This is a genomic window from Streptomyces sp. NBC_00435 (assembly GCF_036014235.1).
In the GTDB taxonomy this organism is placed as follows: Bacteria; Actinomycetota; Actinomycetes; order Streptomycetales; family Streptomycetaceae; genus Streptomyces.
Genome location: NZ_CP107924.1, coordinates 2827241 through 2851406, shown reverse-complemented (window position 1 = coordinate 2851406; position 24166 = coordinate 2827241). Strand labels below are relative to the sequence as shown.

Here is a 24166-nt window from a genome sequence, read left to right as displayed (position 1 = left end):
GTACGTGAGTGGTTTGACGCCTTCACGCCTAACCCTTAACATCGAGTTAGAGGGTTAGGTATTGCGGTATTTCTGAGGGAAGGAACCAGCCATGACGGCCGTCATCAGCAAGCTCCGCACCGGCCACGTGGGGCTGAACGTCACCGACCTCGCCCGATCGCTCGCCTTCTACCAGGGGGCCCTGGGCTTCGAGGTGCTCGGCGAGGGCAAGGAGGAGGGCCGTCGCTTCGCCTTCCTCGGCCAGGACGGCGCGCTGGTCCTCACCCTGTGGCAGCAGGCCGAGGGTGCCTACGCACCCGCCTCGGCCGGACTGCACCACCTCGCGCTCGCGGCGGACGCCCTCGAGGAGGTCCGGGCGTACGAGGAGCGGCTGCGCGGCCTGGGCGTCGAATTCGCCTACGAGGGGGTCGTCGCCCACGGCGAGGGGGAGCACTCCGGAGGGATCTTCTTCCACGACCCCGACGGGACCCGCCTGGAGATCTTCGTGCCGACCGGCGCCGAAGGCGCTGAGGCTCCTCACGCAGGGGCCCCGACCTGCGGGTTCTTCTAATGTCCGGGTACCACTGGGGTTCGCTGGCGGTACAGGACCGGGTCGGCGTCCGCGAGCACGCCGTCCATGTCGGCCGCTCGATCACCCCGTACATCAAGGACGTCGCCGCACAGTTCCTGGCGCAGCAGCCGCACCTGGTCGTCGGCGCCGCCGACCCCGGCGGCCGGCTCTGGACCTCGCTGCTGACCGGCGCCCCCGGCTTCGTACGGGCCACCGGGCCGGACCGGATCGCGGTCACCGGAGGCCTGCCCGGCGGCGATCCGCTCGCCGAGGCGCTGGCCACCGCCGGTACCCGGATCGGGACCATCTCGCTCGATCCGCGCACCCGGCGGCGGATGCGGCTCAACGGAACCCTGGAAGTGACCCCGGGCGGGTTCGCGGTGGCGGCCGAGCAGGTGTTCGCGAACTGCCCCAAGTACCTCCAGAAGCGGCAGCCTGTCCAGCTCGCCGCCGAAGGAGCCGGTGTCGTGCGGCGCGGGGACACGCTCACCCCCGACCAGGAGCGGGCCGTCCGTGCCGCCGACACCTTCTTCGTCGCCACCACCGCCGAGGCGGACGGGGCGGACGCGAGCCACCGGGGCGGAATGCCGGGCTTCGTCGAGGTGCTGTCCCCGACCGAGCTGGCCTGGCCCGACTACCCCGGCAACGCGATGTTCCTGACGCTGGGGAACCTGACGGCGGACCCGCGTGCCGGGCTGCTGTTCCCGGACTGGGAGAGCGGGGCGCTGCTCCAACTCAGTGGGCGGGCCGAGCCCGAGTTCGGGGCCGGCGGGGATCGGCGGATCCGCTTCCGGATCGACGCGGTGGTGGAGAGCGTGCACCCGGGGCGGCTGCTGTGGAGCGCCCCGGAGTACTCGCCCGCCAATCCGGTCGTGCCTTCGCCCCAGGGGCTCCGGCCGTGGGGACCTCACTTGGGCAGTACGACGAGGTAGGCGGCGGGCTCGCGGTCGCCGGCCGCCGTCAGGGCGGTCCGGACGACCGCGGCCTGCTGCTCGGGCCAGTCGCGGAGCTTGCGCGGGGTGATGTGCAGGACGGTCACCCCGCACCGCTCCAGCGTCTCGCGCTTGCGGACGGTCTCCGACCACTGCTCGTCCTCGCCCTGGCGCGGGGCCCGTGTGTCGATCTCCACGGCCACCGCCTGCTCGGGCCAGTACGCGTCGACCCCGCCGAGGTGCGGTCCGCCGGGCAGTCGCAGGTCCACGTTCCAGACCGGCTCGGGGAGTTCGAAGCCCCGTACGAGCTGGTACAGCCGGTCCTCGGCGATGGCCCGGCCCTCGGCGAGCAGCGATTCGACCGCGTCCACGACGTGCGGCCGGTTCAGCAGCCGGGCCACCGTCAGCTCCCGCACCACGGCGGCCGGTTCGCAGTGCCCGCCGCGGACGGCTTCGCTGAGCAGGCGGCGGACCGTACCGGCGTCGGAGAGGTGGGCGACGGCGTCGGCGACGGCGCGGGCCACGGGCGCGACGGGGAGGCCGGTGACCTCCATCGGCCGGGGCGGGGTGTGCGTGCGGACGATGCGGACGTCTCCGGCGGAGCGCAGCCGGCGGGTGTTCGGCAGGAGGACGTCGATGCGGGGGAGGCCGAGCAGGGCGGGGGCCGAGGAGAACCGGTACAGCGCGAGGGCGGCGAGCCCGGTGATCATGACCTCGTCGCCGCGGCGCCCGGCGTAGAGCAGCGCCGCGTGCAGCCGCTCCTCACTGGTCGCCGGCCCGGAGTGGAGCAGGAACACCCCCGGCAGGATCTGCTGCCAGGGCCGCTCGGCGGCGTCGGAGGCGGTGACGCCGTGCTCGCGGAGCTGGGCCAGCGACAGCACGCGGGGGCGGGTGTCGGTGAGGTGGGCGAGGGGGAGGGGCGCGTTGTGGTTCATGACGCGGTGATTCCCTCAGGCCATGGCCTCGCTAACCCCTGTTACACGTCTGTCGGCAAATCGGGACAAGACGGGGCTAAAGTACGGGCGTTCGACTGCCGATGGAGTGCGCCGGTTCGGCCCCGTTTTCTGGGGCCCCGCACCGGACCACGCGCCTCGAACTCCGGCGGGGCTGAATCCTTCAGCCCCGCCGGAGTTCGAGGACGGCCCCACAGGGTCAGCCGGCCGCCGCCGTGTCGCAGGCCTGGCCGCGCAGCGCACGGGCCAGGTCGTCCCGGGACTCCAGGACGAGCCGCCGCAGCGCGGGGGCGGCATCCGCATGCGCCGCCAGCCACCCGTCAGTGGCGTCCACCGTCGCCTGGGAGCTCTGCAGCGCGGGGTACAGCCCCTTCACCACGTCCATGGCGATCTGGATCGACCGGTCGGCCCAGAGTCCCTCGATGGCCGCGAAGTAGCGCTCCGTGTACGGCGCGAGCAGAGCCCGCTGCGAAGGCTGCTGCATCCCCGCGATCGTCGCCTCGACCAGTGCGTTCGACAGCGCGTCCGACTCCACCACGGCCACCCACGCCTGGTCCTTGACCGCCGCCGACGGCCGCGCCGCCAGGCAACGCACCTGGTGGCGCTTGCCCGACGCGGTGTCGTCCCGCGCCAGTTCGGCGGCGATGACGTCCTCGCCGACCGCCCCGTGCGCGGCCAGCGGCAGCAGGAAGTCCCAGCGCAGCTCCTGGTCCACGTCCAGCCCGTCGATCCGCGCCGTCCCCTCCAGCAGCCCCAGCAGCAGCTGGAAGTCACCCTCGGTCGCCGCGCCCGCCGCGAAGAAGCGGGCCCACGTCAGCTGGCGCTCCGAACCCGGCTCCGCGAACCGCAGTTCCTGCAGCGCGCACGCCGCCAGCACCCGGCCGCCCTGCTCCCGCCAGTCGGGCGCCGCGTAGTGCGCGACGGCGGACAACGCCTGCGAGTGCAGCATCTGGAGCACACCGACGTCCGTCTCCCGGCCCGCGTGGGCCAGTACGAGCGAGACGAAGTCCCGCGCCGGCATCAGCGCGTCACGCGTCAGGTTCCACAGCGCCGACCAGCACAGCGCGCGGGTCAGCGGGTCCGCCACCGAGCCCAGGTGCGAGCGCAGCGTGGCCAGCGAGGCCTCGTCGAAGCGGATCTTGCAGTACGTGAGGTCGTCGTCGTTGACGAGCACCAGGTCGGGCCGCTCCTGACCGGCCAGTTCGGCCACCACGGTCCGGGCCCCGGCCACGTCCGTCTCGGCGCGCGCGTACCGCACCAGCGCGCCGTCGGAGTCGAGCCGGTACAGGCCCACCGCCACCCGGTGCGGGCGCAGCTCGTCGCCGTCCTGGACCACCGCCAGTTCGGTCACCCGGCCACCCGCGTCGTACGTCACCACCGGGGTCAGGGCGTTCACGCCGGCCGTCTGCAGCCAGGCCCGCGACCACTCGGCCATGTCCCGCCCGGAGACCTCCGCGAGCACCGACAGCAGGTCGTCCAGCGTGGTGTTCCCGTACGCGTTGGCCTTGAAGTAGCGCCGCGCGCCATCCAGGAACGCGTCCCGTCCCACGTAGGCCACGAGCTGCTTGAGCACCGCCGCGCCCTTGGCGTAGGTGATGCCGTCGAAGTTCAGCTTCGCGTCCTCCAGGTCACGGATGTCCGCCGTGATCGGATGCGTGGACGGCAGCTGGTCGGCCCGGTAGGCCCATGCCTTGCGGCTGTTGGCGAAGGTGACCCACGCCTGGTCGAAGCGGGTCGCCTCGACCAGCGCGAAGGAGCCCATGAAGTCCGCGAAGGACTCCTTCAGCCACAGGTCGTCCCACCACTTCATGGTGACCAGGTCGCCGAACCACATGTGCGCCATCTCGTGCAGGATCGTGTTGGCGCGCCGCTCGTACGAGGCCTGCGTGACCTTCCCGCGGAAGATGTACTCCTCCCGGAAGGTCACCATCCCCGGGTTCTCCATGGCGCCCAGGTTGTACTCCGGCACGAAGGCCTGGTCGTACTTCCCGAAGGGGTACGGGTAGTCGAAGATCTCGTGGAAGAGGTCGAAGCCCTGCTTCGTGACGAGGAACACCTGGTCCGCGTCGAAGTGCTTGGCCAGCCCCTTGCGGCAGATCGCGCCGAGCGGGATCGTCAGGTCCCCGCGCGCGTAGGTGTCCGTCACGTAGTGGTACGGCCCCGCCACCACGCAGGTGATGTACGTGGAGATCGGCGCGGTCTCGGCGAAGCGCCGGGTCTGCCCCTCGCGGGACTCCTCGGCGCCGTTGCTCCAGACCTGCCAGCCCTCGGGCGCCGTCACCTCGAAGCGGTACGGGGCCTTGAGGTCGGGCTGCTCGAAGTTCGCGTACACCCGCCGGGCGTCCGCCGGCTCGTACTGGGTGTAGAGGTAGACCTCGCCGTCCTCCGGGTCCACGAAGCGGTGCATGCCCTCGCCGGTCCGGCTGTACGCGCAGTCGGCGTCGACCACGAGCACGTTCTCGGAGGCCAGCCCGTCCAGGGCGATCCGCGCGCCGTCGAAGACGACGGCCGGGTCCAGCGCGCGCCCGTTGAGGGTCACGCTGTTCACCTTGGGCGCGATGAGGTCCGCGAAGCTCGCGGCTCCCGGAGCGGCGGCGCGGAAGCGGACGGTGGTCACCGAGCGGAAGGTCCTTGGGCCGTCGGCCGGTTCGGCCTCGTCCACCGCGGACCTCAGGTCGAGGACCACCTCGTACCCGTCGACGGACAGCAGCTCGGCCCGCTGGCGGGCCTCGTCACGGGACAGATTCTCTCCGGGCACGTGCACTCCTTCGTGCGTGATCGCGATACCTGACCGAATCCTCCCACGGGGGAATGTGTGTGCGGTCGGAGCGGTTGGGCAGTGAGGAACGTTCCGACATGAGGAGAGACATGGCTGACACCCAGGTGCGCGAGAAGACCCCTGTCGACTTCTGGTTCGACCCGCTGTGCCCCTGGGCCTGGATGACGTCCCGCTGGATGCTGGAGGTCGAGAAGGTCCGTGACGTCGAGGTCCGCTGGCACGTGATGAGCCTCGCCGTCCTGAACGAGAACAAGCTCGACGAACTGCCCGAGGTCTACCGCGACCTGCTCGGCCCCAAGGGCTGGGCTCCCGTCCGCGTGGTCGTCGCCGCCCAGCAGAAGTTCGGCGACGAGGTCACCGGCAAGCTCTACACCGCGCTCGGCACCCGTTTCCACAACGAGGGCCAGGGCCCGACCCGTGAGGCGATCGCCGCGGCCCTGGACGAGGTGGGCCTGCCCGCCGAGCTGATCCACTACGCCGACTCCGACGAGTACGACGAGGTCCTGCGCGACTCCCACAACGACGGCATCGACCGGGTCGGCCAGGAGGTCGGCACCCCGGTCATCTCGGTGCCCGGCGCCGACGGCGAGGACGTGGCCTTCTTCGGCCCGGTCGTCACCCCGGCCCCGCGCGGCGACGCCGCGGCCCGCCTCTGGGACGGGACCCTGCTCGTCGCCTCCACCCCCGGCTTCTACGAGATCAAGCGCACCCGCACCCAGGGCCCGATCTTCGACTAGTCGACGGTCCGGAGGACTCCTCCCGGGAGGCGGGCATCCCCTTCCTCCCTTAACGTCCCCGTATGGGGACCAGGTCGATGCACCAGGGAACGCGCGAGGAACCGCTCGGCCGCACGGGCGGCCGGGCGGAGCCCGCGATACCGAACGGCAACGCCGCGCACGCCAGCCTGCCCGCACGCCCCCGAGACCGGGCGCTGCGGGCAGCTTGCGTCGCGGTGCCCCCGCTGTGGACGGCCCTCGGGGTCCGCCACGCCGCCGGCACCCTGCGCCACTACCTCCGGGGCACGGGCCGCCCGTACCGGGTCGACGCGCGGGCGCTGCTCGCGGTGCCAGCCGTACGCGAAGAGGTGGACCGGCGCCTGGCCGAGTGGAGGCGGGCCGCGCGGGCCCTCGGCGAACCGGGCGGGTACGCGGCGGACAGCGGCTGGCGCGGGGTGCTGATCACCCGGCGGGGGAGCGCGGACTGGTGGCTGGCGCTGCGCGGGGCCCAGTACCGGGTCAGCGGCACGGTACGAGTGCACGAGGACGGGTCCGTGGTGAGCGACTACCGCTTCCAGGTGCACAAGAGCTGGAACTTCGACCGCGGGGAGTCGGAGTTCGGGATCCCCTTCACCCCGTTCGCCCGGCTGCACGAGACGGGGCTGGCCCGGGAGTTCACGGCGGTCGGCGAAGTGGACGGACTGGTCGACAGCGCGGACGCGGAAGACCCCCGCGAGTCACGTCCTCACGAGGGTCTTCCGGTGGACACGCCCGCAGGTGAAGGTTGAGAAGACGATCACGAGGCGGACGGGCTGGGGTGGCGGCGATCAGCCCTTGACGGGGATCAGCAGCGGGGTGTTCGCCTTGGCGTCGGCGTAGCGCTTGGCCACGTCCTGCCAGTTGACGACGTTCCACATCGCCTCGATGAAGTCCACCTTCTGGTTCTTGTACTGCAGGTAGAAGGCGTGCTCCCAGGCGTCGAAGACCAGGACCGGGGTGCTGGCGATGCCCACGTTGCCCTGGTGGTCGTAGATCTGCTCGACGATCAGCCGGCCGCTGACCGGCTCGTACGCGAGCACGCCCCAGCCGGAGCCCTGCGTCGCGGAGGACGCGAAGGTCAGCTGCTTCCTGAACTTCGCGAAGGAGCCGAAGGACTCCGTGATCGCGTCGGCCAGGTCGCCCAGGCCGTCGGCCGCGGTGGGCTCGCCGCCGCCTTCGCCGGTCTTCGGGCTGGCCATGTTGTGCCAGTAGATGCTGTGCAGGATGTGGCCGGAGAGGTGGAAGGCCAGGTTCTTCTCCAGGCCGTTCAGCGCGCCCCAGTTCTCCTTGTCGCGTGCCTCCGCCAGCTGCTCCAGGGTGTTGTTGGCGCCCGTGACGTAGGCAGCGTGGTGCTTGTCGTGGTGCAGCTCGATGATCTGCGGGTTGATCACCGGCTCGAGAGCCGCGTAGTCGTAAGGAAGTTCAGGAAGCGTGTAGATGGCCATGCGTGTTATCCGGTCCCCTCGGCGTGCCAACCGCTTATTGCAATCAATGCGCAACTGCACGCTAGCAGCATCTATGCCGCAGCTCATGTAAGGGTTCCCTACCTGAAACGGAGGCGCGCCTCATGCGAGGGCATGAGGCGCGCCGGAGTCCGGGGCGGTCCGGGTCAGCCCCTGGCGGCGGCCCGCCGCTGGATGACGTACCCGGTGGCGGCCAGCGTCAGGGTCAGGCCGCCCGTGAAGACGAGCTGGACGCGGGTGTCGTCGCCCATGGCCATCAGGACCAGGACTCCGGCCAGTCCGGCGAGCGCGACCCACGTCAGGTACGGGAAGCCCCACATCTTCACGACCAGCTTCTCGGGGGCCTCGCGCTCCATCCGGCGGCGCAGCACGAACTGCGAGACGGCGATGAAGCCCCAGACGACGAGGATGACGCCGCCGACCATGTTCAGCAGCCAGGCGAAGAGGGTGTCCGGGTACCAGTACGACAGCAGCACGGTGACGAAGCCGAAGCCGGAGGAGGCGAGCACCGCGCGGCGCGGCACCCGGCCGGAGATCTTGCCCAGCGCCTTGGGGCCCTGGCCGCGCGAGACGAGGGAGTAGGCCATGCGGGAGGAGCCGTAGATGTTGGCGTTCATCGCGGACAGCAGGGCGATCAGGATGACCACGTTCATGACCTGGCCGGCGTGCGGAATGCCCAGGTGGTCCAGGGTGGCCGCGTACGGGCCCTCGGTGGTGACCGCGGGGTCGTTCCACGGCAGCAGCGTGACGATGACCAGCATCGAGCCGACGTAGACGATCGCGATCCGCCACATGGTGGTCTTCACGGCCTTGGCGACGCCGCGGACCGGGTTGTCGGACTCGGCGGCCGCGATGGTCACCGTCTCCAGACCGCCGTACGCGACGACGGAGGCGAGCAGTCCGACCAGCAGTCCGTCCACGCCGTTGGGCAGGAAGCCGCCGTCGTGGAGCAGATTGGCGGAGCCCGGGGAATCGGCGCCGGGCAGCACGCCCATGACGGCCAGCACGCCCAGGCCGAGGAAGAGCGCGATGGCGCCGATCTTCAGGGTGGCGAACCAGAATTCGAACTCGCCGAAGTGGGAGACGGCGGTCAGGTTGGAGCCGCAGAACAGTGCCATGAAGGCCAGCACCCACATCCACGACGGGGTGCCGGGGAACCAGCCCGTCATGATGTGCGCCGCGCCGATGGCCTCGATGGCGACGCCCACGCACAGCAGGGTCCAGAACATCCAGCCGGCGGTGAAGCCCGCCCACGGGCCGACGGCCCGCTCGGCGTGGACCGAGAAGGAGCCGGAGGAGGGGTTGGCGGCGGACATCTCGCCGAGCATCCGCATCACGAACATCACGAGCAGGCCGGAGGCGGCGTACGCCAGCACGATCGAGGGACCGGCCGCCGCGATGCCGGCGCCGGAGCCGACGAAGAGCCCGGCGCCGATGACGCCGCCGAGGGCGATCATCGAAAGGTGGCGCTGCTTGAGTCCGTTGCCGAGGGGCGAGGACCCCTCGGCGATCGCGGGGTCAGCGGGCTTCTGCCCGGGCGGGGTCAGGGTGCTCTGGCTCATGGGGTGGTGCCTGTCCGGTGTGCGGGTGGACGGGGTGAGGTGCCCCAGTCTGCCCATCGTCCGTTTATCGGACCCTTAGTGTCCAATATCCGGACAGACCTCCTACGTGAGGTGATCACCCGCGCGCGCAGCAGGAACGGGCCCGGGGCGAAAGCCCCGGACCCGTTCCGCCCGTCGTTCCCGTCACCCTGCCGTGCCTCAGGGCCGAACGGCCCCCCGCCGCTCCCGCTGCTCCCGGAGTTCGCGGATCCACGCCACCAGCAGCACCGCGGCCGCCGCCCCCGAGGACCAGAGCAGCTGCGGTCGCGCCGAATCGTCGAACAGCATCAGGATCAGCACCGTGGCCATCCCGAGCAGCGCCGCCCACGTCGCGTACGGGAACAGCCACATCGGCAGCGTCAGCCGCTCCGGCATGTCCCGCTCGATCCTCCGGCGCAGCTTCAGCTGCGAGAGCGCGATCAGGACCCACACGAAGAGCAGCACCGCGCCCACCGCGTTGAGCATGTAGAGGAAGATCGTGTCCGGCCACAGCAGGTTCAGCACGACCGAGACGAACCCGAAGGCCACCGACGCGAAGACCGCCCGGCGCGGCACCCCGCCGCCCGACACCTTCAGGAGGGCCTTGGGCGCCTCGCCCCGCTCCGCCAGCGAGAACACCATGCGCGAGGACCCGTACAGGTTGGCGTTGAGGGCCGACAGCAGTGCCACGAAGATCACGACGTCCATGATCTGGCCGGCGTGCGCGATGCCGATCGAGTCGAGGACCGCCACGTACGGGCTCTGGCCCGGCTCCAGCGAGTCCCACGGCAGCAGGGTCACGATGACCAGCATCGAGCCGACGTAGAAGAAGAGGATGCGCCAGACGGCGCTGCGCACCGCGCGGGCCACGGACCGGGCCGGATCGTCGGACTCGGCGGCCGCGATGGTGACGACCTCCAGGCCGCCGAAGGCGAAGACGACGGCCAGCATGCCGGCGACCACGCCGCTCGCGCCGTTCGGGAAGAACCCACCCTGTCCGGTCAGGTTGGCCATGCCGATCGGGTCCGTGTCCGGAAGGAAACCGAAGACCGCCAGCGTGCCGAGGATCAGGAACAGCACGATCGCGCCGACCTTCAGGGCCGCGAACCAGAACTCGAACTCGCCGAAGTTCCGCACGGCGGCCAGGTTGCTCACGGTGAAGACCACCATGAAGACGAGCACCCAGACCCACTGGTCCACCGAGGGCAGCCAGCCGTTCGCGATCTTCGCGGCGGCGGTCGCCTCCACGGCCAGCACCACGACCAGCAGGAACCAGTACAGCCAGCCCGCCGAGAAACCGGCCCAGCGGCCGAGCGCCTTCTCGGCGTAGACGGAGAAGGAACCGGAGGCGGGCATCGCCGCCGACATCTCACCGAGAGCCCGCATCACCAGCATCGCGAGGACGCCGGCGAGCAGGTACGAGCAGATGATCGCGGGACCGGCGATGGTGATGCCGGCGCCGGAGCCGACGAACAGCCCGGCACCGATCACGCCGCCGAGACCCAGCATGGTCAGGTGGCGCTGCTTGAGGCTGTGACTCAGGGGCTCCGGTGGGAGCTCGTCCATGGAGGTGGACGGGGCGGACGGGAGGTCGCGCATGAGGGGTGCTCGTACTCTCTGTGGCCTGGCGGCGGTGGGGGCTCCGCGACAGTTGGAGGGACCCTACAGTCTCACTGGAGAGCGCCCATCCGCGCAAAACGGACGTGCCGTCGGATCTGACTCGTGATGCGGATCACTTCAACTCGGGTGTCAAGCAGGGTCTTTGTTCACTCCCCACCAAACCGGGGAGGGCGGCTTTGTCCCGGGCGACCCTGATGCGGCCCCGGACCCGGTACTAACGTCGGTGATCGTTCCTGTCGCCAGCACCCTCCCGCGGAGTCCCCGATGAGCACTGCTTCCGTCTCCTTCCGGCCCGGCGCCGTCCTCGCCGACCTGCTGCCCGCGACCGCGAGCCGCGTCCGCGACATCGCGCTCGTCGCCGGCGGAGCCGCGCTCACCGGCCTGGCCGCGCAGATCGCCGTGCCCGTCCCCGGCTCCCCGGTCCCCGTCACCGGCCAGACCTTCGCCGCCCTCCTGGTCGGGACCGCCCTCGGCGCCCGCCGCGGCTTCCTCTCGCTCGCCCTCTACGCCCTCGTCGGCGCGGCCGGCGTGCCGTGGTTCGCGGGCGGCACCTCAGGCGCGGGCGGCGCCTCCTTCGGCTACGTGCTCGGCATGCTGCTCGCCGCCACCCTCGTGGGCGCCCTCGCGCGGCGCGGCGCCGATCGCTCGGTCCTGCGTACGGCGGGCACGATGGTGCTGGGCTCCGCGGTCGTCTACGCCGTCGGCGTGCCCTATCTCGCGCTGTCCACCGGGATGTCCTTCGGCGCGGCCGTCGCGGCCGGACTGACGCCCTTCCTGATCGGCGACGCGCTCAAGGCGGCGCTGGCGATGGGCCTGCTGCCGGCCGCCTGGAAGCTGCTCGGCCGCGCGTGAGCGCTCGTACTCCGCGCACGGCAGCCCCGGACCGCGCGGTGCGGTCCGGGGCTGCCGGCATTTCCGGAACGGCTACGCGGCGGCCTTCACGGCGGCCTTGCGGCGGAGCTGCCGGGCCACGCCGATCGCGATCACCACGGCCGCGACCAGCAGCGACAGCAGGACGGTCTCGCGGTTGTCCTTGTCGTAGACCATGTAGCCGAGGACGAAGGTGATCATCGCGGCGGTGGCCCAGGTCAGGTACGGGAAGAGCCACATCTTCACCGTCACCTTCTCCGGGGCCTCGCGCATGAGGATCCCGCGCATCCGCAGCTGGGTCAGGCAGATCACCAGCCACACGAACAGCGCGATCGCGCCCGAGGCGTTCAGCAGGAAGCTGAAGACCGTGTCCTTGAAGGCGTAGTTGAAGTAGACCGCGACGAAGCCGAAGACGACCGAGCCGAGGATCGCGGCCATCGGCACGCCCCGCTTGTTGACCTTGGCGAAGGCCTTCGGGGCGTCACCGCGCTCGCCCAGCGAGAACGCCATGCGGGAGGCGGTGTACAGGCCCGAGTTCAGGCAGGACAGCACGGCCGTCAGGACGATCACGTTCATGATCTGACCGGCGTGCGCGATGCCGATCGAGTCAAGGGCCGCGACGTACGAACCCTTGTCGGTGATCGACTTGTCGTTCCACGGCAGCAGGGTCAGCACGATGAAGATCGAGCCCAGGTAGAAGACGCCGATCCGCCAGATCACCGAGTTGGTGGCCCTGGTGACCGCGCGCCGCGGGTCCTCGGACTCACCGGCGGCCAGCGTGACGATCTCGCTGCCCATGAAGGAGAAGACGACCATCAGCACGCCGGTGAGGACCGAGCCCCAGCCGTTCGGCATGAATCCGCCCGTGTCGGTGAGGTGCGCGAAGCCCGCACCCGGGTTGTCCGAGCCCGGCAGCACACCGAAGACGGCCAGCATGCCGATGATCACGAAGCCGCCGATGGCGACCACCTTGATGCCGGCGAACCAGAACTCGAACTCGCCGTACGAGGCGACCGAGCCGAGGTTGGTGACCGTCAGCACCGCCATCACGATCAGCGCCCAGGCCCACTGCGGGACGGCCGGCACCCAGCCCTCGAGGATCACCGCGCCGGCGGTGGCCTCCACGGCCAGCACGACGACCCAGAAGAACCAGTACAGCCAGCCGATGGAGAAGCCGGCCCAGCGGCCGAGCGCCCGGTCGGCGTACGCCGAGAAGGAGCCGGAGTTCGGGCTGGCGGCGGCCATCTCGCCCAGCATCCGCATGACGAAGACGACCATCGCGCCGACCAGCGCGTAGGAGATCAGGATGGCGGGACCGGCCTTGGCGATACCGCCGCCGGAACCGACGAAGAGGCCGGCGCCGATGACACCGCCGATGGCGATCATGGACAGGTGGCGGTTCTTGAGACCGGCCTTCAGACCGTCGGGAGACTGGGCGGAACCGGGGTCACCGGTCGGGTCGCCTGCCTTCTGAAGGGTCGTCGTGGAACTCATGGACGGATCCTTAGGTTCTCGGGTTGCGAGCCCGGGCATTCAAACCTGAGATGAACTCAGGCGGAAGACCCTAATCCGGATCGTTTCGCTGGGACGAACGTCCGGGACCTCGGTCCCACCGTGTCCCATCTGCGTCCTTTGGGTTTACTTGAGCTTTAGAAGTGACTTACGCGACACCCGCCGCGGCCCGTCGGGGACGCTCGTGCCACACTCGATCCATGCGCGTGTACCTCGGATCCGACCATGCCGGCTTTGAGCTCAAGAACCACCTGGTGGACTGGCTCAAGAACAACGGCCACGAGCCCGTCGACTGCGGGCCCCACATCTACGACGCGGTGGACGACTACCCGCCGTTCTGCCTGCGGGCCGCGGAGCGGACCGCCGCGGACGCCGACTCCCTCGGCATCGTGATCGGCGGCTCCGGCAACGGCGAGCAGATCGCCGCGAACAAGGTCAAGGGCATCCGCGCCATCCTCGCGTGGAGCGTCCAGACCGCCGAGCTCGGCCGCGAGCACAACAACGCCAACGTCATCTCCGTCGGCGGCCGCATGCACACCCAGGACGAGGTCGTCGGTTTCGTCGACGCGTTCCTGAAGACCCCGTACTCCGACGAGGAGCGCCACACCCGCCGCATCGACATGCTCTCGGCCTACGAGCAGACCGGCGAGCTCCCCCCGATCCCGGCACACCACCCGCAGGGCTGATCCCGCCTTCCGGCCGTGCCGCCCTCCGGGGCGGCACGGCCGTTTCCATTCGAGGAGCACCGCCGTGCCCGAGGGGCATACGATCCACCGCCTCGCCCAGGACCACACCGAGCGCTTCGCCGCCCGCCCGGTCCGGGTGAGCAGTCCGCAGGGCCGGTTCGCCGAGAGCGCCGCCCTGCTCGACGGGCGCGACCTGGAGTCCGCCGAGGCGCACGGCAAGCACCTCTTCCTCGAACTGGGCGACGCCTGGGTCCACATCCACCTCGGCCTCTTCGGCAAGCTCGGCTTCGGCCCCGCCCCGGCCCCGCCCGCCGCCGACACGGTCCGGCTGCGGCTGGTGAACGAGGACCACTGGGCCGACCTGCGCGGCCCGACCACCTGCGCGCTGATCGGCGAGGGCGAGAAGAAGGCGATACACGACCGGCTCGGCCCCGACCCGCTGCGCCCGGCCGACGACCCCGACCGCGCCTGGGCCAGGATCTCCCGCTCCCGCACCACCGTCGCCGCCCTGCTGATGGACCAGAAGATCGTCGCGGGCGTCGGCAACGTCTACCGCGCCGAGGTGCTCTTCCGGCACGGCATCGACCCGTACCGCCTCGGCAAGGACCTCGCCCGGGGCGAATGGGACGCGATCTGGGCCGATCTGGTACTGCTCATGCGCGAGGGCGTGCGGAACAACCGGATCGACACCGTCCGCGACGAGCACCTGCCCGAGGTCATGGGCCGCCCGCCGAGGGTGGACGACCACGGCGGCGAGGTGTACGTCTACCGGAGGGCGAACATGCCCTGCCACATCTGCGGGGGCGAGATCCGCACCGCCGGTCTCGCCGCCCGCAACCTCTTCTGGTGCCCGGGGTGCCAGGGCCAGGGCCGCTAGGGCCTGTCGGCCACCCGCGGAGCGGGCCACCGCCCCGCTAGAAGCCGTGCGGCAGCCAGGGGGCCACGTCGCCGGCGAAGGCCCGTGACGCCGGCGCCAGCGCCCCCGGGCGGACCTCGCGCACCAGGCCCGCCGCGGCCAGCGAGTTCAGGGTGAACCCGCCCAGGTACGCCGAGCCGAGCTCCCGCACCGACAGTTCCAGCTCGGCCGGGTCCTCCGTCCGGGTGCACGTGGCGGCCCCGTCCGCGCCCGCGGACAGCCGCCAGCGCCCCGCGTTCCACGGGCAGAACGCGTCCTCGACCTCCAGCACCACGTCCAGCGGAGCCCCGTAGGTCCGCGCGGCCAGCGCCGCCGGCAGGTCCACGAGCCGTACGTGCATCGTGTCGCGCAGCCGCGGCTGCGACCGCCGGGCGTCGGTGACCAGGTGCAGCACCGCGTCGTCCACCGGCCGCCTGTGGGCCCGTACGGTCCAGGTCAGGTCGATGGAGAACACGTACCGCCACAGCGCCGCGTAGGCCGCCGGGTCCAGCGCGTCGAGGTCGGTGACGTGCACCCGACCGTCCGAGCCGGTCAGATCCCAGTCGGGCCTGACCCGGTAGCGGGCGTACCCGACCACCTCGCCGTTCGCCCGCTCGGCGACCACGCACTTGAGCGGCGAGGCGCCGTTGCGGTCCGATTCCGGGTCCAGCAGCGACAGCAGCTCCCAGCCGGGCTGCCGGGCCGGGATCCCGGGACGGCCCGCGACCAGCGCCGCGTAGACCCGCTCGCAGTCGGCCAGGGCCTTGCGCGGATCCACCAGCCGCAGCCGTACGTCGTCGGTCCCCGGCGGCACGGAGAGTCGTACGCGGGTGGTGTCGATGTCGAGCGCCATCGTGTAGGTGGCGGTGCCGTAGCCGAAGCGCCCGTAGATCGCCGGATCGGAGGCCGTCAGCACGGCGAGCGGTTCACCACCCGCCCGGACGTCGTCCAATTGGCGCCGCATCAGCGAAGTGAGCACCCCACGCCTGCGGTGGGTGGGGGCCACGCCCACCATCGTGACGCCTGCGGCGGGCACGAGCGCCCCGCCCGGCACGGAGAGGCGGAAGGTGAAGGCCCCGGCCGATCCGACGCACGTACCGCCGTCCCACACCCCGAGGGAGCGTTCCGTCTCGGTCAGCGACTTGTACAGTTCCCGCTCTTCGGGGGATTCGGGCACTCCACCGAACGCCAGTTCCAGGTGGTCGTACCAGACATCCCACTCATCAGCCTGCAATACGCGCGTCTCAAGAGCCATACGGCCATCCTTATCAGGGCATTCCGTCCTGGTCGATCCGTTTTCGGACGCCGATGGACCCCATCTGAGGGGGTACCCCTGCGCGCGCACAGTCAGGATGGATAGGGTCCCGAAGCAATGGCCGGAGCACATGTGGAGACCCTCCTGGCCCGGACACGCATGCTGTGGCACCGGGCTCGCACCGCCCTGCGCAAATCCGCCGTCGACTACTTCCGCGGGGACGCCTCCGACTGGCTCGCCTTCGGCGGCCTGCTGCTCACCATCCCCGCCATCGCCTGCGGCACCCTGATGCTGCCGGTGTGGTTCTCGCCGGCAGCGCTCGTCCTGCCGATCGTGGCGGGCGGCCTGCTGCTGCGCCCGGCCAGCCTGCTCGCGCTGTACGCGGCCTCCGCGGCCGCGCTCATCGTCGAGGCCCTCGTCCTCGGGCCGTACACCCAGGGCCCCGCCAGGGTCACCCCCGGCACCGTGCTCGTCGTCGCCGCCTGCGGATTCTTCGGACTGGTGATCGCCCAGTTCCGCAGTCGCGTCGGTGTGCCCTGGCGGCGCGGCGGCACCATGCTCTTCGACCTGCGCGAACGCATCCGGGTCCAGAGCAAGCTGCCCTCCCTGCCACGCGGCTGGCACCGCGAGATGGCCCTGCGCCCGGCCGGCGGCCAGTCCTTCTCCGGCGACTTCGTCGTCGCCGCCCGCACCAACGGCGGCCGCACCCTGGAGATCGTCCTCACCGACGTCTCGGGCAAGGGGATGGAGGCGGGCTCCCGCGCGCTCCTCCTGTCCGGCGCCTTCGGCGGCCTGCTCGGCGCCCTCCCGCCGCACGGCTTCCTGCCCGCCGCCAACGGCTACCTGCTCCGCCAGGACTGGGACGAGGGCTTCGCCACCTCCATCCACCTGGTCCTCGACCTGGAGACCGGCGACTACGAGCTCCTCTCCGCCGGCCACCTGCCCGCCCTCCAGCTCTGCGCCGGCACCGGCCGCTGGCAGGAGGTCTCCGGTGAGGGGCCGCTGCTCGGGGTCTACGACGGCGCCGAGTTCGAACCGGCCCGGGGGAACCTGCGGCCCGGCGACGTCCTCATGCTCTTCACCGACGGCCTCGTCGAAACCGCCGAGCGCGAGATCAGCGAGGGCATGGACCGCCTCACCGGCGAGGCCGACCGCTACGTCTCCGCCGGGTGGGAGGGCGCGGCCTGGCACCTCATCGAAAAGGTGGCCAAGGACGTCAACGACGACCGTGCCCTGCTCCTGATCCGCCGCTCGGGCTGAATGGGGCCCTCTCCCCGTACAACTGTCGGGGGGTCACGGGAGTCTTCCTGGGTGCTGCCCCTCGTGCGCCGGCCGTGCGTCGGGGTCGGTCGAATTTCGTTTGCCTTTCGCGCGGGGTCCGTACAGACTGATCACCGTTGAATCGAACGTGTTCAACTTTCATTGTCTTACCCGTGGGGGGTAAAGAATGACGCTCAACCGCAAGCGTGCTGCCTGGACCGGCGCGCTCATCGCCGCCGCCGTCTCGGCCGGCGTGCTCGTGTCCCCGGTGGCCCAGGCCGCCGACGGCGGCAAGACCACCGCCACCGCCACCACGGTCAAGGTCCCGGCCAAGAAGCCCCAGGGCGTCCCGGCCAAGGCCGTCGCCAAGAACCAGCAGCGCGCCACGACCCTCGGCGCGAGCGGCTCCGTCTCGCTGTACCCGGGCGAGGTGCTCGCCTCGAACGAGTACATCGAGACCGAGAACGGCTACCTGTACATGCAGCCGGACGGCAACCTGGTCCTGGACCACAAGGCCGGTGCCGAGCTGTGGGCCTCGGGCTCGTACGGCAACCAGGGGGCGTTCGCGGTCTTCCAGACCGACGGCAACTTCGTCATCTACAAGAAGGGTGGCGGCCCGGGCAAGGGCGGGGCCGTGTGGAACTCCGGCACCTGGGGCAACCCGAACGGGCGCCTGGACTTCCAGGACGACGCCAACCTCGTCGTCTACCGCTCGAACAACTCCGCCAGCTGGTCCACCAAGACCTGGAAGGTGGGGAACAACACCCTCACCGGTGGCCAGAACCTGGAGCGCGGCACCTGGATGTCGTCCGCCAACTCCATCCTGGCCCAGGACAACCGCGGCTACTTCGCGGTGTTCTACCGCGGTCAGGACTACGGCCGCGGCTTCTGGAACTACAGCCCCGGCGCCTACACCCGGATGCAGAAGGACGGCAACCTCGTCACGTACAAGAAGGACGGCGGCGAGGGCAAGGGCGGGGCGCTCTGGAACACCAAGACGTGGGGCCAGAACGGCGCGTACCTCTCCTTCGGGGCGTACGACTCCACCCTGGTGCTCCACAAGTCCAACGGTGACGTCCTCATCAACTTCCTGACGGGCGACAACGAGCAGTGATCCAGCGCCGATCCGGTAGCGGATCGGCACTGACTCGGCCCTGATCCGGCCCACGGCCTGATCGGCTGAATGCTTGACCCCCGGCCCGGGGTGGGGTTTCCCCCACCCCGGGCCGACCTGCTTCCGTCATGGTCCGCCCCACCACCGCGCCCGTAGCGTCGATGCATCGACCACTTACACGGAAGGCGGCACATCATGGGGCTCCGGCGGAGCAGGCGGCAGCGCGGGGACGGGCAGGCGGCGTACCCCGCCCAGCCCGGGTACGACACCACGGCCGCCGTCGAGCTGCGCGGTGTCCGTCGCCAGTACGGCCGCGGCGGCTCCGCCGTCCACGCCCTGCGCGGCATCGACCTCAGCCTCCCGCGCGGCAGCTTCACCGCGGTGATGGGCCCCTCCGGCTCCGGCAAGTCCACGTTCCTCCAGTGCGCCGCCGGGCTGGACCTCCCCACCGCGGGCTCCGTCCGCCTCGGCGGCACCGAGATCACCGGCATGAACGAGAACGAGCTCACCGAACTGCGCCGCGGCCGCCTCGGGTTCGTCTTCCAGGCCTTCAACCTGCTGCCCTCCCTCACCGTCGAGCAGAACGTGCTGCTCCCCATGCGCCTGGCCGGGGGCCGCGCCGCCTCCCGGGGCCAGGAGCGCGCCGCCGACCTGCTCGCCCGCGTCGGCCTGGAGGGCAAGGGCGGGCGCCGCCCGGCCGAACTCTCCGGAGGCCAGCAGCAGCGCGTGGCCATCGCCCGCGCCCTGGTCACCCGACCCGACGTGGTCTTCGCCGACGAGCCCACCGGCGCCCTCGACACCACCACCGCCGCGGAGGTGCTCGGACTGCTGCGGACCGCCGTGGACACCCTCGGAGCCACCGTCGTCATGGTCACCCACGACCCGGCGGCCGCCGCCCACGCCGACCAGGTGCTCTTCCTCGCCGACGGCCTGATCACCGACCGGCTCCCGCGCAGCTCCGCCGCCACCATCGCCGCCCGGATGACCGTGCTGACCGCCCCCGCCGCACGCTACGCCGGGGCGGCCGCCTGATGCCGTCCCGCCCGCAGCCCCGCGCCCGGCTCCTCCGGCTCCCGCGTCCCAACGGCCTGGCCCGCGCCGCGCTCCGTTTCCGCCCCGCCGCGTTCGCCGGCACCTTCGTCGCCCTCCTCATGACCGTCGCCATCGTCTCCGCCTGCGGAGTTCTGCTGGAGACCGGGATCCGGGCGGGCGTCCCGCCCACCAGGTACGCCGAAGTCCCCGTCGTGGTCGCCGCCGACCAGCAGGTCACCCTGCGGGTGGGCAGCGGCGAGGGGGCCTACGACGTCTCCGCGCAGGTCCCGGAGCACGCCCGGGTGGACGCCGCGCTCCTGGACCGGCTGGCTCCCCTGGGGCGGGCCGTCCCCGACCTGACGTTCCCCGTACGGGAGGCGGCGGGCGCCGGTGCGACGGGAGCGGCCGGAGGCACCGGCGCCACCGGCGAGGCCGGCGAGGCCGGTCGCGCCATCGACGCGTACGGCTGGGGTTCCACCGCCTTCAGCCCCGCCGGGCTGAGCGCGGGCCGCGCCCCGGCCGCCCCGGGCGAAGTCGTCCTCGGCGGCGGCCGCGCCCCGTACGCGGACGGCCGGGTCACGCTCGACACCCCCGCCGGGAATCGGGAGTTCCGGGTCGTCGGGCGCACCGACCGCCCCGGCGCCTGGTTCTCCGACACCGAGGCCCGAGCCCTGTCCGGACACCCCGGAACCGTGGACGCCATCGCGGTCTTCGGGGCCGACGCCGAACGGGTCCGGGCCGCCGTGGACGGCCGCGCCCAGGTCCTGACCGGCGCCGAACGCGCCATGGACCCGCAGCTCGCGGGCGCCAGGGAGATGCTGGCCGGCCTCGGCGGCTCCTTCGGCGGCATCGCCACCCTCGTCGCCGTCTTCACCGCCGCCGGCACGGTCGCGCTCTCCGTCGGCCAGCGCTCCCGCGAGTTCGCCCTGCTGCGCGCCGTCGGAGCCACCCCGCGCCAGATCCGCCGTACGGTCGCCACCGAAGCCCTGCTCGTCGCGCCGGTCGCGGGAGTACTGGGCTGCGTACCCGGCATCGCCCTCGCGGCCTGGTGGTTCGGACAGCTCAGGGCCAAGGGCGCCATCCCGGCCGCCGTCGACCTGACCGTCGGCTGGATCCCCCTGGTCAGCGGCCTCGGCGTCGCCCTCGTCACCGCCCTGCTCGCCGGCTGGGCCGCGGCCCGCCGCCCCGCCCGCATCCGCCCCGGCCAGGCCCTCGCCGCGGCCGCCGTGGAACGCCTGCGGCCCGGGTGGATCCGTACCCCGCTCGGCCTCGCCGCCCTGGCCGGCGGCGCCGCCTGCGCGGGCCTGGCCGCCACCAGCAGCGGACCCGACGCCGCCAATGCCGCGCTCGGCGTCGTCATGCTCTTCATGCTCGCCGTCGCCCTGCTCGGCCCGCTGATCGCCCGCGCCTGCGCCGCCCTCCTCGGACTGCCCCTGCGCGCCGCCGGCGCCCCCGGCTCCCTGGCCGCCGCCAACTCCCGTACCAACGCCCGCCGCCTCGCCTCCGCGATCACCCCGATCGTGCTGGCCATGGCCTTCTCCTCCACCCTGGTCTTCCTCCACACCAGCCAGGACCGGGCCGTGCGCCAGCAGCAGGAGGCCGGGCTGCTCGCCGACCACGTCGTCACCGACCCCCGCGACCCGGACCGGGCGGTCGCGGCCGGGGCGGTCGCGCTGACCCGCACCTCCGTCCTCGCCGTCGTCGGCTCCGGCCCGGAGCGCCTGATCCAGAGCGCCTCCGCCCAGGGGGTCACCGGAGACATCACCACCGTCGAGGACCTGGGCGTCGTCTCGGGGGACCTGGCCCGGCTGGCCCCCGGCAAGGTCGCCGTCGACCGGACCCTGGCCGCCGCCGACCACGCCACCGTCGGCGACCGCATGGAGCTGCGCCTGCCGGACGGCACCCGTGCCACCCCCGAGATCGTGGCCGTCTACTCCCGCGGCCTCGGCCTCGGCGAGATCACCCTCCCGGCCGCCGACCTGGCCGGCCACACCACCGCGGGCCGCCCCACGGAACTCCTGGTCCGCGGCCCGCTCCCCGCGGACTTCGGCCCGGCGCAGTCCGCTTCCGACTGGACCACCGCCCAGAGCCTGGAACGTGAGGTCAACGCCTGGGCCAACACGACCATGGCGGCCGTCCTCGGTGGCTTCGCGGCCGTCGCCGCCGCCAACACCCTGGTCATGACCGTCCTCGACCGCCGCCGCGAACTGGGCATGCTCCGACTGGTCGGCTCCACCCGCCGCCAGGTCCTGCGGATGCTCCGCTGGGAGGCCCTGCTGGTCAGCGGTGCGGGCATCACCCTGGGCTCGGCGATCGCCCTGGCCACGCTGATCCCGCTGACCCGGGCGGTAACGGGCACCGCCCCGTACGTCCCGCCCACGGTCTACGCAGCCTTCGCGGCGGCCGCCACGCTCCTGACCCTGGCGGCCACCACCCTCCCGGCCCGCAGCACCCTCCGCAGCCCCTACACCTGACCCGCCCCCGTCCTGGGGCTCCGCCCCTGACCCCTCTGACCGGCGGGCAATTCCAGCCTCGCCGGCGTTTGAGGCGCGGGGTCCGAGGGCTGGCCCCCGGGAACGGCGCCGCACGGGGCACAGGGTCCGGGGCCTGATCCCCGAGGGCGGCGCCGCACGCGGCAGGGGGTCCGGGCGGAGCCCGGGGAACGGTGGAAGGGCGGGTAGGGGACCAGCCCCGTGCAGCGCCTCAACCGACCGACACGCCCGCGCCCCGACCGTACGACCCCGCCCTACGCCGGCCGGGGGGCCGGAAGCCCGCAGGGCCGACGGGCCGGAGGACACCGGCGGACCACGGAGCACGCGGACCACGGAGCACGCGGACCACGGAGCACGCGGGCCGCGGGGCCGGGGTCCCGCAGGGCTGGCTCCCGCGGGGCCGGCGTTCCCGAGGGCCGGCGGTCCCGCGGGGCCGGCCGCCCGCGGGCCCCGGAGGCCACCCGGGACGGATTGGCCCGGTCCCCCCGGGACACCGGGGCCCTACCGTGCCCCCATGGACCGCACGCTCGCCTCAGACCTCGCCCGCCTCCCCGACCTCTTGGACGCCGCCCGCGACGCCGCCGCCGAGGCCCTGGCGGCCCTGGACGCGCGCCCCGTCGTACCGCCGCCGCCCCCGGACGGGAAGCCGCAGGAGCCCGGAGTCCTGCCCGAACACGGCACGGGCACGCACGCGGCCCTCGCCGACTTCGCCGGCCGGTGGGCACCGCGGCTGTCGGCGTCCGCCGGCCCCCGCTACCTCGGCTTCGTCACCGGCGGCGCCACCCCCGCCGCCCTCGCGGGCGACTGGCTCACCGCCGCGCACGACCAGAACTCCAACTCCGCCCTGGACGGCGCCGGCCAGGACCTCGAACGCGAGACCGTCACCTGGCTCCGCGACCTCTTCCACCTCTCCGACGCCCACACCGGCACCTTCGTCAGCGGCGCCACCATGTCCAACACCACCGGCCTGGCCATCGCCCGCGAATGGCTCGGCGAACGCCTCGGCGTCTCCCCGGCCGAGGACGGCGCGGCCGCGCTCGGCCCCGTCCGCGTGCTGTCCGGCGCCCCGCACTCCTCGATCGCCAAGGCCCTGTCCGTCCTCGGACTCGGCCGCCGTGCCCTGGTCCCCGTACCGACCCTGCCCGGCCGCGAGGCCGTGGACCCCGTAGCCCTGGAACGCGCGCTCGCCGACACACCCGGCCGCCCCGCCGTAGTCGTCGCCAACGCCGGCACCGTCAACACCGTGGACTTCGACGACCTCCGGGCCATCGCCGCCCTTCGCGAGCGCCACGACTTCTGGCTGCACACCGACGCCGCGTTCGGCGCGTTCGCCGCCCTCTCCCCGGAGCACGCCCACCTCACCGAGGGCCTCGACGCCTCCGACTCCGTCTGCGTGGACCTGCACAAGTGGCTCAACGTCCCCTACGACAGCGCCGTGCAGTTCACCCGCCGCCGGGACCTGCAGGCCCGCGTCTTCCAGAACGCCGCCGCCTACCTCGGCCCCCTCGGCGACGACCCCGACCTGGTGCACCTCACCCCGGAGAACTCCCACCGACTGCGCGCCCTGGCCGCCTGGTTCACCCTGCGCGCCTACGGCCGCGAGGGCCACCGGGAGATCGTCGAACGCGACATCGCCTGCGCCCGCTCCCTCGGCGAGGCCCTCGACCGGGACCCGTCCTTCACCGTCCTGGCCCCGGTCCGGCTCAACGTCGTCTGCTTCACCCTCGCCGCCCGGCCCACCGCCGCCCGCCTCACGGCCCTGCGCGAAACCGTCGCGGCGGAGGTGTTCGTCACGCCCACGACGTACGCGGGAACCCCCGCCCTGCGCGCCGCGTTCTCCAACTGGCGTACCACGCAGGCGGATGTACGCCGGGCCGCGCAGGCCCTCCACACCGCGGCGAAGGAGCTCGGATGACCGACGGCCCACTCACCCTCATCGAGGTCGAGGCGCTGGCCCGCGCCGCGCACGAGGGCCAGACCGACAAGGCCGGCCGGCCGTACGCGGAGCACCTCGCGGCCGTCGCCGAGGGCGTCCGCGTCCGCGGAGGCACCGCCGAACAGCAGGCGGCGGCCTGGCTCCACGACGCGATCGAGGACGACGCCCTGACCCCGGCCTGGTTGGCATCGGCCGGACTCCCGCAGCCCGTCAAGGACATGGTCCTGTCCCTCACCAAGCGCCCCGGCGAACCGGTCGAGGAGTACGCGGCCCGCATCCTCGCCACCCCGGGCGCCCTCCTGGTCAAGGAGGCCGATCTGGCGCACAACGCGGACCCGGCCCGCCTCGCGGTCCTCGACCCCGCCACTCGGGACAGACTGTCCGGCAAGTACGCCTATGTCCGCTCTTTGCTCGGTCTCACCGCACCCTGAAGCAAATGCGCCACTGTCTCTTCGTCACGGGACGGATAGCCGGGGCGTGTT

20 protein-coding genes are annotated in these 24166 nt (G+C 72.3%); 13 read left to right on the top strand and 7 right to left on the bottom strand.

Features of this window, described 5'->3' with window-relative positions; all coding sequences use genetic code 11:
* Window positions 1-91: 91 nt before the first annotated feature.
* Both OG389_RS13150 and OG389_RS13145 read left to right on the top strand, forming a co-directional pair.
* Complete coding sequence (locus OG389_RS13150; protein ID WP_328298661.1) at window positions 92-550, top strand: VOC family protein; 459 nt, start codon at window positions 92-94, stop codon at window positions 548-550.
* Entirely contained in the window at window positions 550-1482 is a 933-nt protein-coding gene (locus tag OG389_RS13145; RefSeq protein ID WP_328298660.1) for a pyridoxamine 5'-phosphate oxidase family protein, read from the top strand. The genes OG389_RS13150 and OG389_RS13145 overlap by 1 nt, the downstream gene beginning before the upstream one ends.
* On the opposite strand, the gene OG389_RS13140 is transcribed toward OG389_RS13145, so the two are convergent.
* Together OG389_RS13140 and pepN are read right to left on the bottom strand one after the other, a co-directional pair.
* The gene (locus OG389_RS13140; protein WP_328298659.1) at window positions 1458-2417 is read right to left on the bottom strand and encodes a hypothetical protein; all 960 of its coding nucleotides are present in this window, start codon (window positions 2415-2417) and stop codon (window positions 1458-1460) included. The genes OG389_RS13145 and OG389_RS13140 overlap by 25 nt on opposite strands.
* 217 nt (window positions 2418-2634) lie before the next feature.
* On the bottom strand, window positions 2635-5193 hold the full coding sequence (pepN, locus tag OG389_RS13135; RefSeq protein WP_328298658.1) for an aminopeptidase N: 2559 nt from the start codon (window positions 5191-5193) through the stop codon (window positions 2635-2637).
* Between the two features lie 110 nt (window positions 5194-5303).
* On the opposite strand from pepN, the gene OG389_RS13130 reads away from it, so the two are divergent.
* Together OG389_RS13130 and OG389_RS13125 are read left to right on the top strand one after the other, a co-directional pair.
* On the top strand, window positions 5304-5951 hold the full coding sequence (locus OG389_RS13130; RefSeq protein WP_328298657.1) for a mycothiol-dependent nitroreductase Rv2466c family protein: 648 nt from the start codon (window positions 5304-5306) through the stop codon (window positions 5949-5951).
* A 62-nt stretch (window positions 5952-6013) separates the two neighbouring features.
* Complete coding sequence (locus OG389_RS13125) at window positions 6014-6718, top strand: hypothetical protein (RefSeq protein ID WP_328298656.1); 705 nt, start codon at window positions 6014-6016, stop codon at window positions 6716-6718.
* Window positions 6719-6757: 39 nt separating this feature from the next.
* Here OG389_RS13125 and OG389_RS13120 read toward each other — a convergent pair whose 3' ends face one another.
* The 3 genes from OG389_RS13120 to OG389_RS13110 form a co-directional block, all read right to left on the bottom strand.
* Window positions 6758-7414 carry a superoxide dismutase gene (locus OG389_RS13120; protein ID WP_328298655.1) on the bottom strand — a complete coding sequence of 219 codons (657 nt, stop codon included), beginning with the start codon at window positions 7412-7414 and terminating at the stop codon, window positions 6758-6760.
* A gap of 164 nt (window positions 7415-7578) precedes the next feature.
* On the bottom strand, window positions 7579-8994 hold the full coding sequence (locus OG389_RS13115) for an amino acid permease (protein WP_328298654.1): 1416 nt from the start codon (window positions 8992-8994) through the stop codon (window positions 7579-7581).
* A 198-nt stretch (window positions 8995-9192) separates the two neighbouring features.
* Window positions 9193-10611, bottom strand: coding sequence for an amino acid permease (locus tag OG389_RS13110; RefSeq protein WP_328298653.1), 1419 nt, complete (start codon window positions 10609-10611; stop codon window positions 9193-9195).
* A 285-nt stretch (window positions 10612-10896) separates the two neighbouring features.
* On the opposite strand from OG389_RS13110, the gene OG389_RS13105 reads away from it, so the two are divergent.
* Window positions 10897-11484, top strand: a complete 588-nt coding sequence (locus OG389_RS13105; protein WP_328298652.1) for a biotin transporter BioY — start codon at window positions 10897-10899, stop codon at window positions 11482-11484.
* A gap of 72 nt (window positions 11485-11556) precedes the next feature.
* On the opposite strand, the gene OG389_RS13100 is transcribed toward OG389_RS13105, so the two are convergent.
* Window positions 11557-12996, bottom strand: coding sequence for an amino acid permease (locus OG389_RS13100; RefSeq protein WP_328298651.1), 1440 nt, complete (start codon window positions 12994-12996; stop codon window positions 11557-11559).
* Window positions 12997-13214: 218 nt separating this feature from the next.
* Here OG389_RS13100 and OG389_RS13095 point away from each other — a divergent pair, with 218 nt between their 5' ends.
* Window positions 13215-13700: a ribose-5-phosphate isomerase gene (locus tag OG389_RS13095; protein ID WP_328298650.1), complete on the top strand. Its 486-nt coding sequence runs from the start codon at window positions 13215-13217 to the stop codon at window positions 13698-13700.
* A 64-nt stretch (window positions 13701-13764) separates the two neighbouring features.
* Window positions 13765-14577: an Fpg/Nei family DNA glycosylase gene (locus OG389_RS13090; protein WP_328298649.1), complete on the top strand. Its 813-nt coding sequence runs from the start codon at window positions 13765-13767 to the stop codon at window positions 14575-14577.
* Between the two features lie 37 nt (window positions 14578-14614).
* Here the strand turns inward: OG389_RS13090 and OG389_RS13085 are convergent, their stop codons facing one another.
* Complete coding sequence (locus tag OG389_RS13085; protein ID WP_328298648.1) at window positions 14615-15850, bottom strand: GNAT family N-acetyltransferase; 1236 nt, start codon at window positions 15848-15850, stop codon at window positions 14615-14617.
* A 117-nt stretch (window positions 15851-15967) separates the two neighbouring features.
* Here OG389_RS13085 and OG389_RS13080 point away from each other — a divergent pair, with 117 nt between their 5' ends.
* The 6 genes from OG389_RS13080 (at window position 15968) to OG389_RS13055 (ending at window position 24115) form a co-directional block, all read left to right on the top strand.
* Window positions 15968-17110 carry a PP2C family protein-serine/threonine phosphatase gene (locus tag OG389_RS13080; protein WP_328298647.1) on the top strand — a complete coding sequence of 381 codons (1143 nt, stop codon included), beginning with the start codon at window positions 15968-15970 and terminating at the stop codon, window positions 17108-17110.
* A gap of 187 nt (window positions 17111-17297) precedes the next feature.
* Entirely contained in the window at window positions 17298-18224 is a 927-nt protein-coding gene (locus tag OG389_RS13075) for a hypothetical protein (RefSeq protein WP_328298646.1), read from the top strand.
* Window positions 18225-18419: 195 nt separating this feature from the next.
* Window positions 18420-19256: an ABC transporter ATP-binding protein gene (locus tag OG389_RS13070; protein ID WP_328298645.1), complete on the top strand. Its 837-nt coding sequence runs from the start codon at window positions 18420-18422 to the stop codon at window positions 19254-19256.
* Window positions 19256-21730 (top strand): ABC transporter permease, encoded by a 2475-nt coding sequence (locus tag OG389_RS13065; protein WP_328298644.1) that lies wholly within the window; start codon window positions 19256-19258, stop codon window positions 21728-21730. Before OG389_RS13070 ends, OG389_RS13065 begins: the two co-directional genes overlap by 1 nt.
* 532 nt (window positions 21731-22262) lie before the next feature.
* Window positions 22263-23663 (top strand): pyridoxal phosphate-dependent decarboxylase family protein, encoded by a 1401-nt coding sequence (locus OG389_RS13060; protein WP_328298643.1) that lies wholly within the window; start codon window positions 22263-22265, stop codon window positions 23661-23663.
* Window positions 23660-24115, top strand: coding sequence for an HD domain-containing protein (locus OG389_RS13055; protein ID WP_328298642.1), 456 nt, complete (start codon window positions 23660-23662; stop codon window positions 24113-24115). Before OG389_RS13060 ends, OG389_RS13055 begins: the two co-directional genes overlap by 4 nt.
* The last annotated feature ends 51 nt before the right edge of the window (window positions 24116-24166 follow it).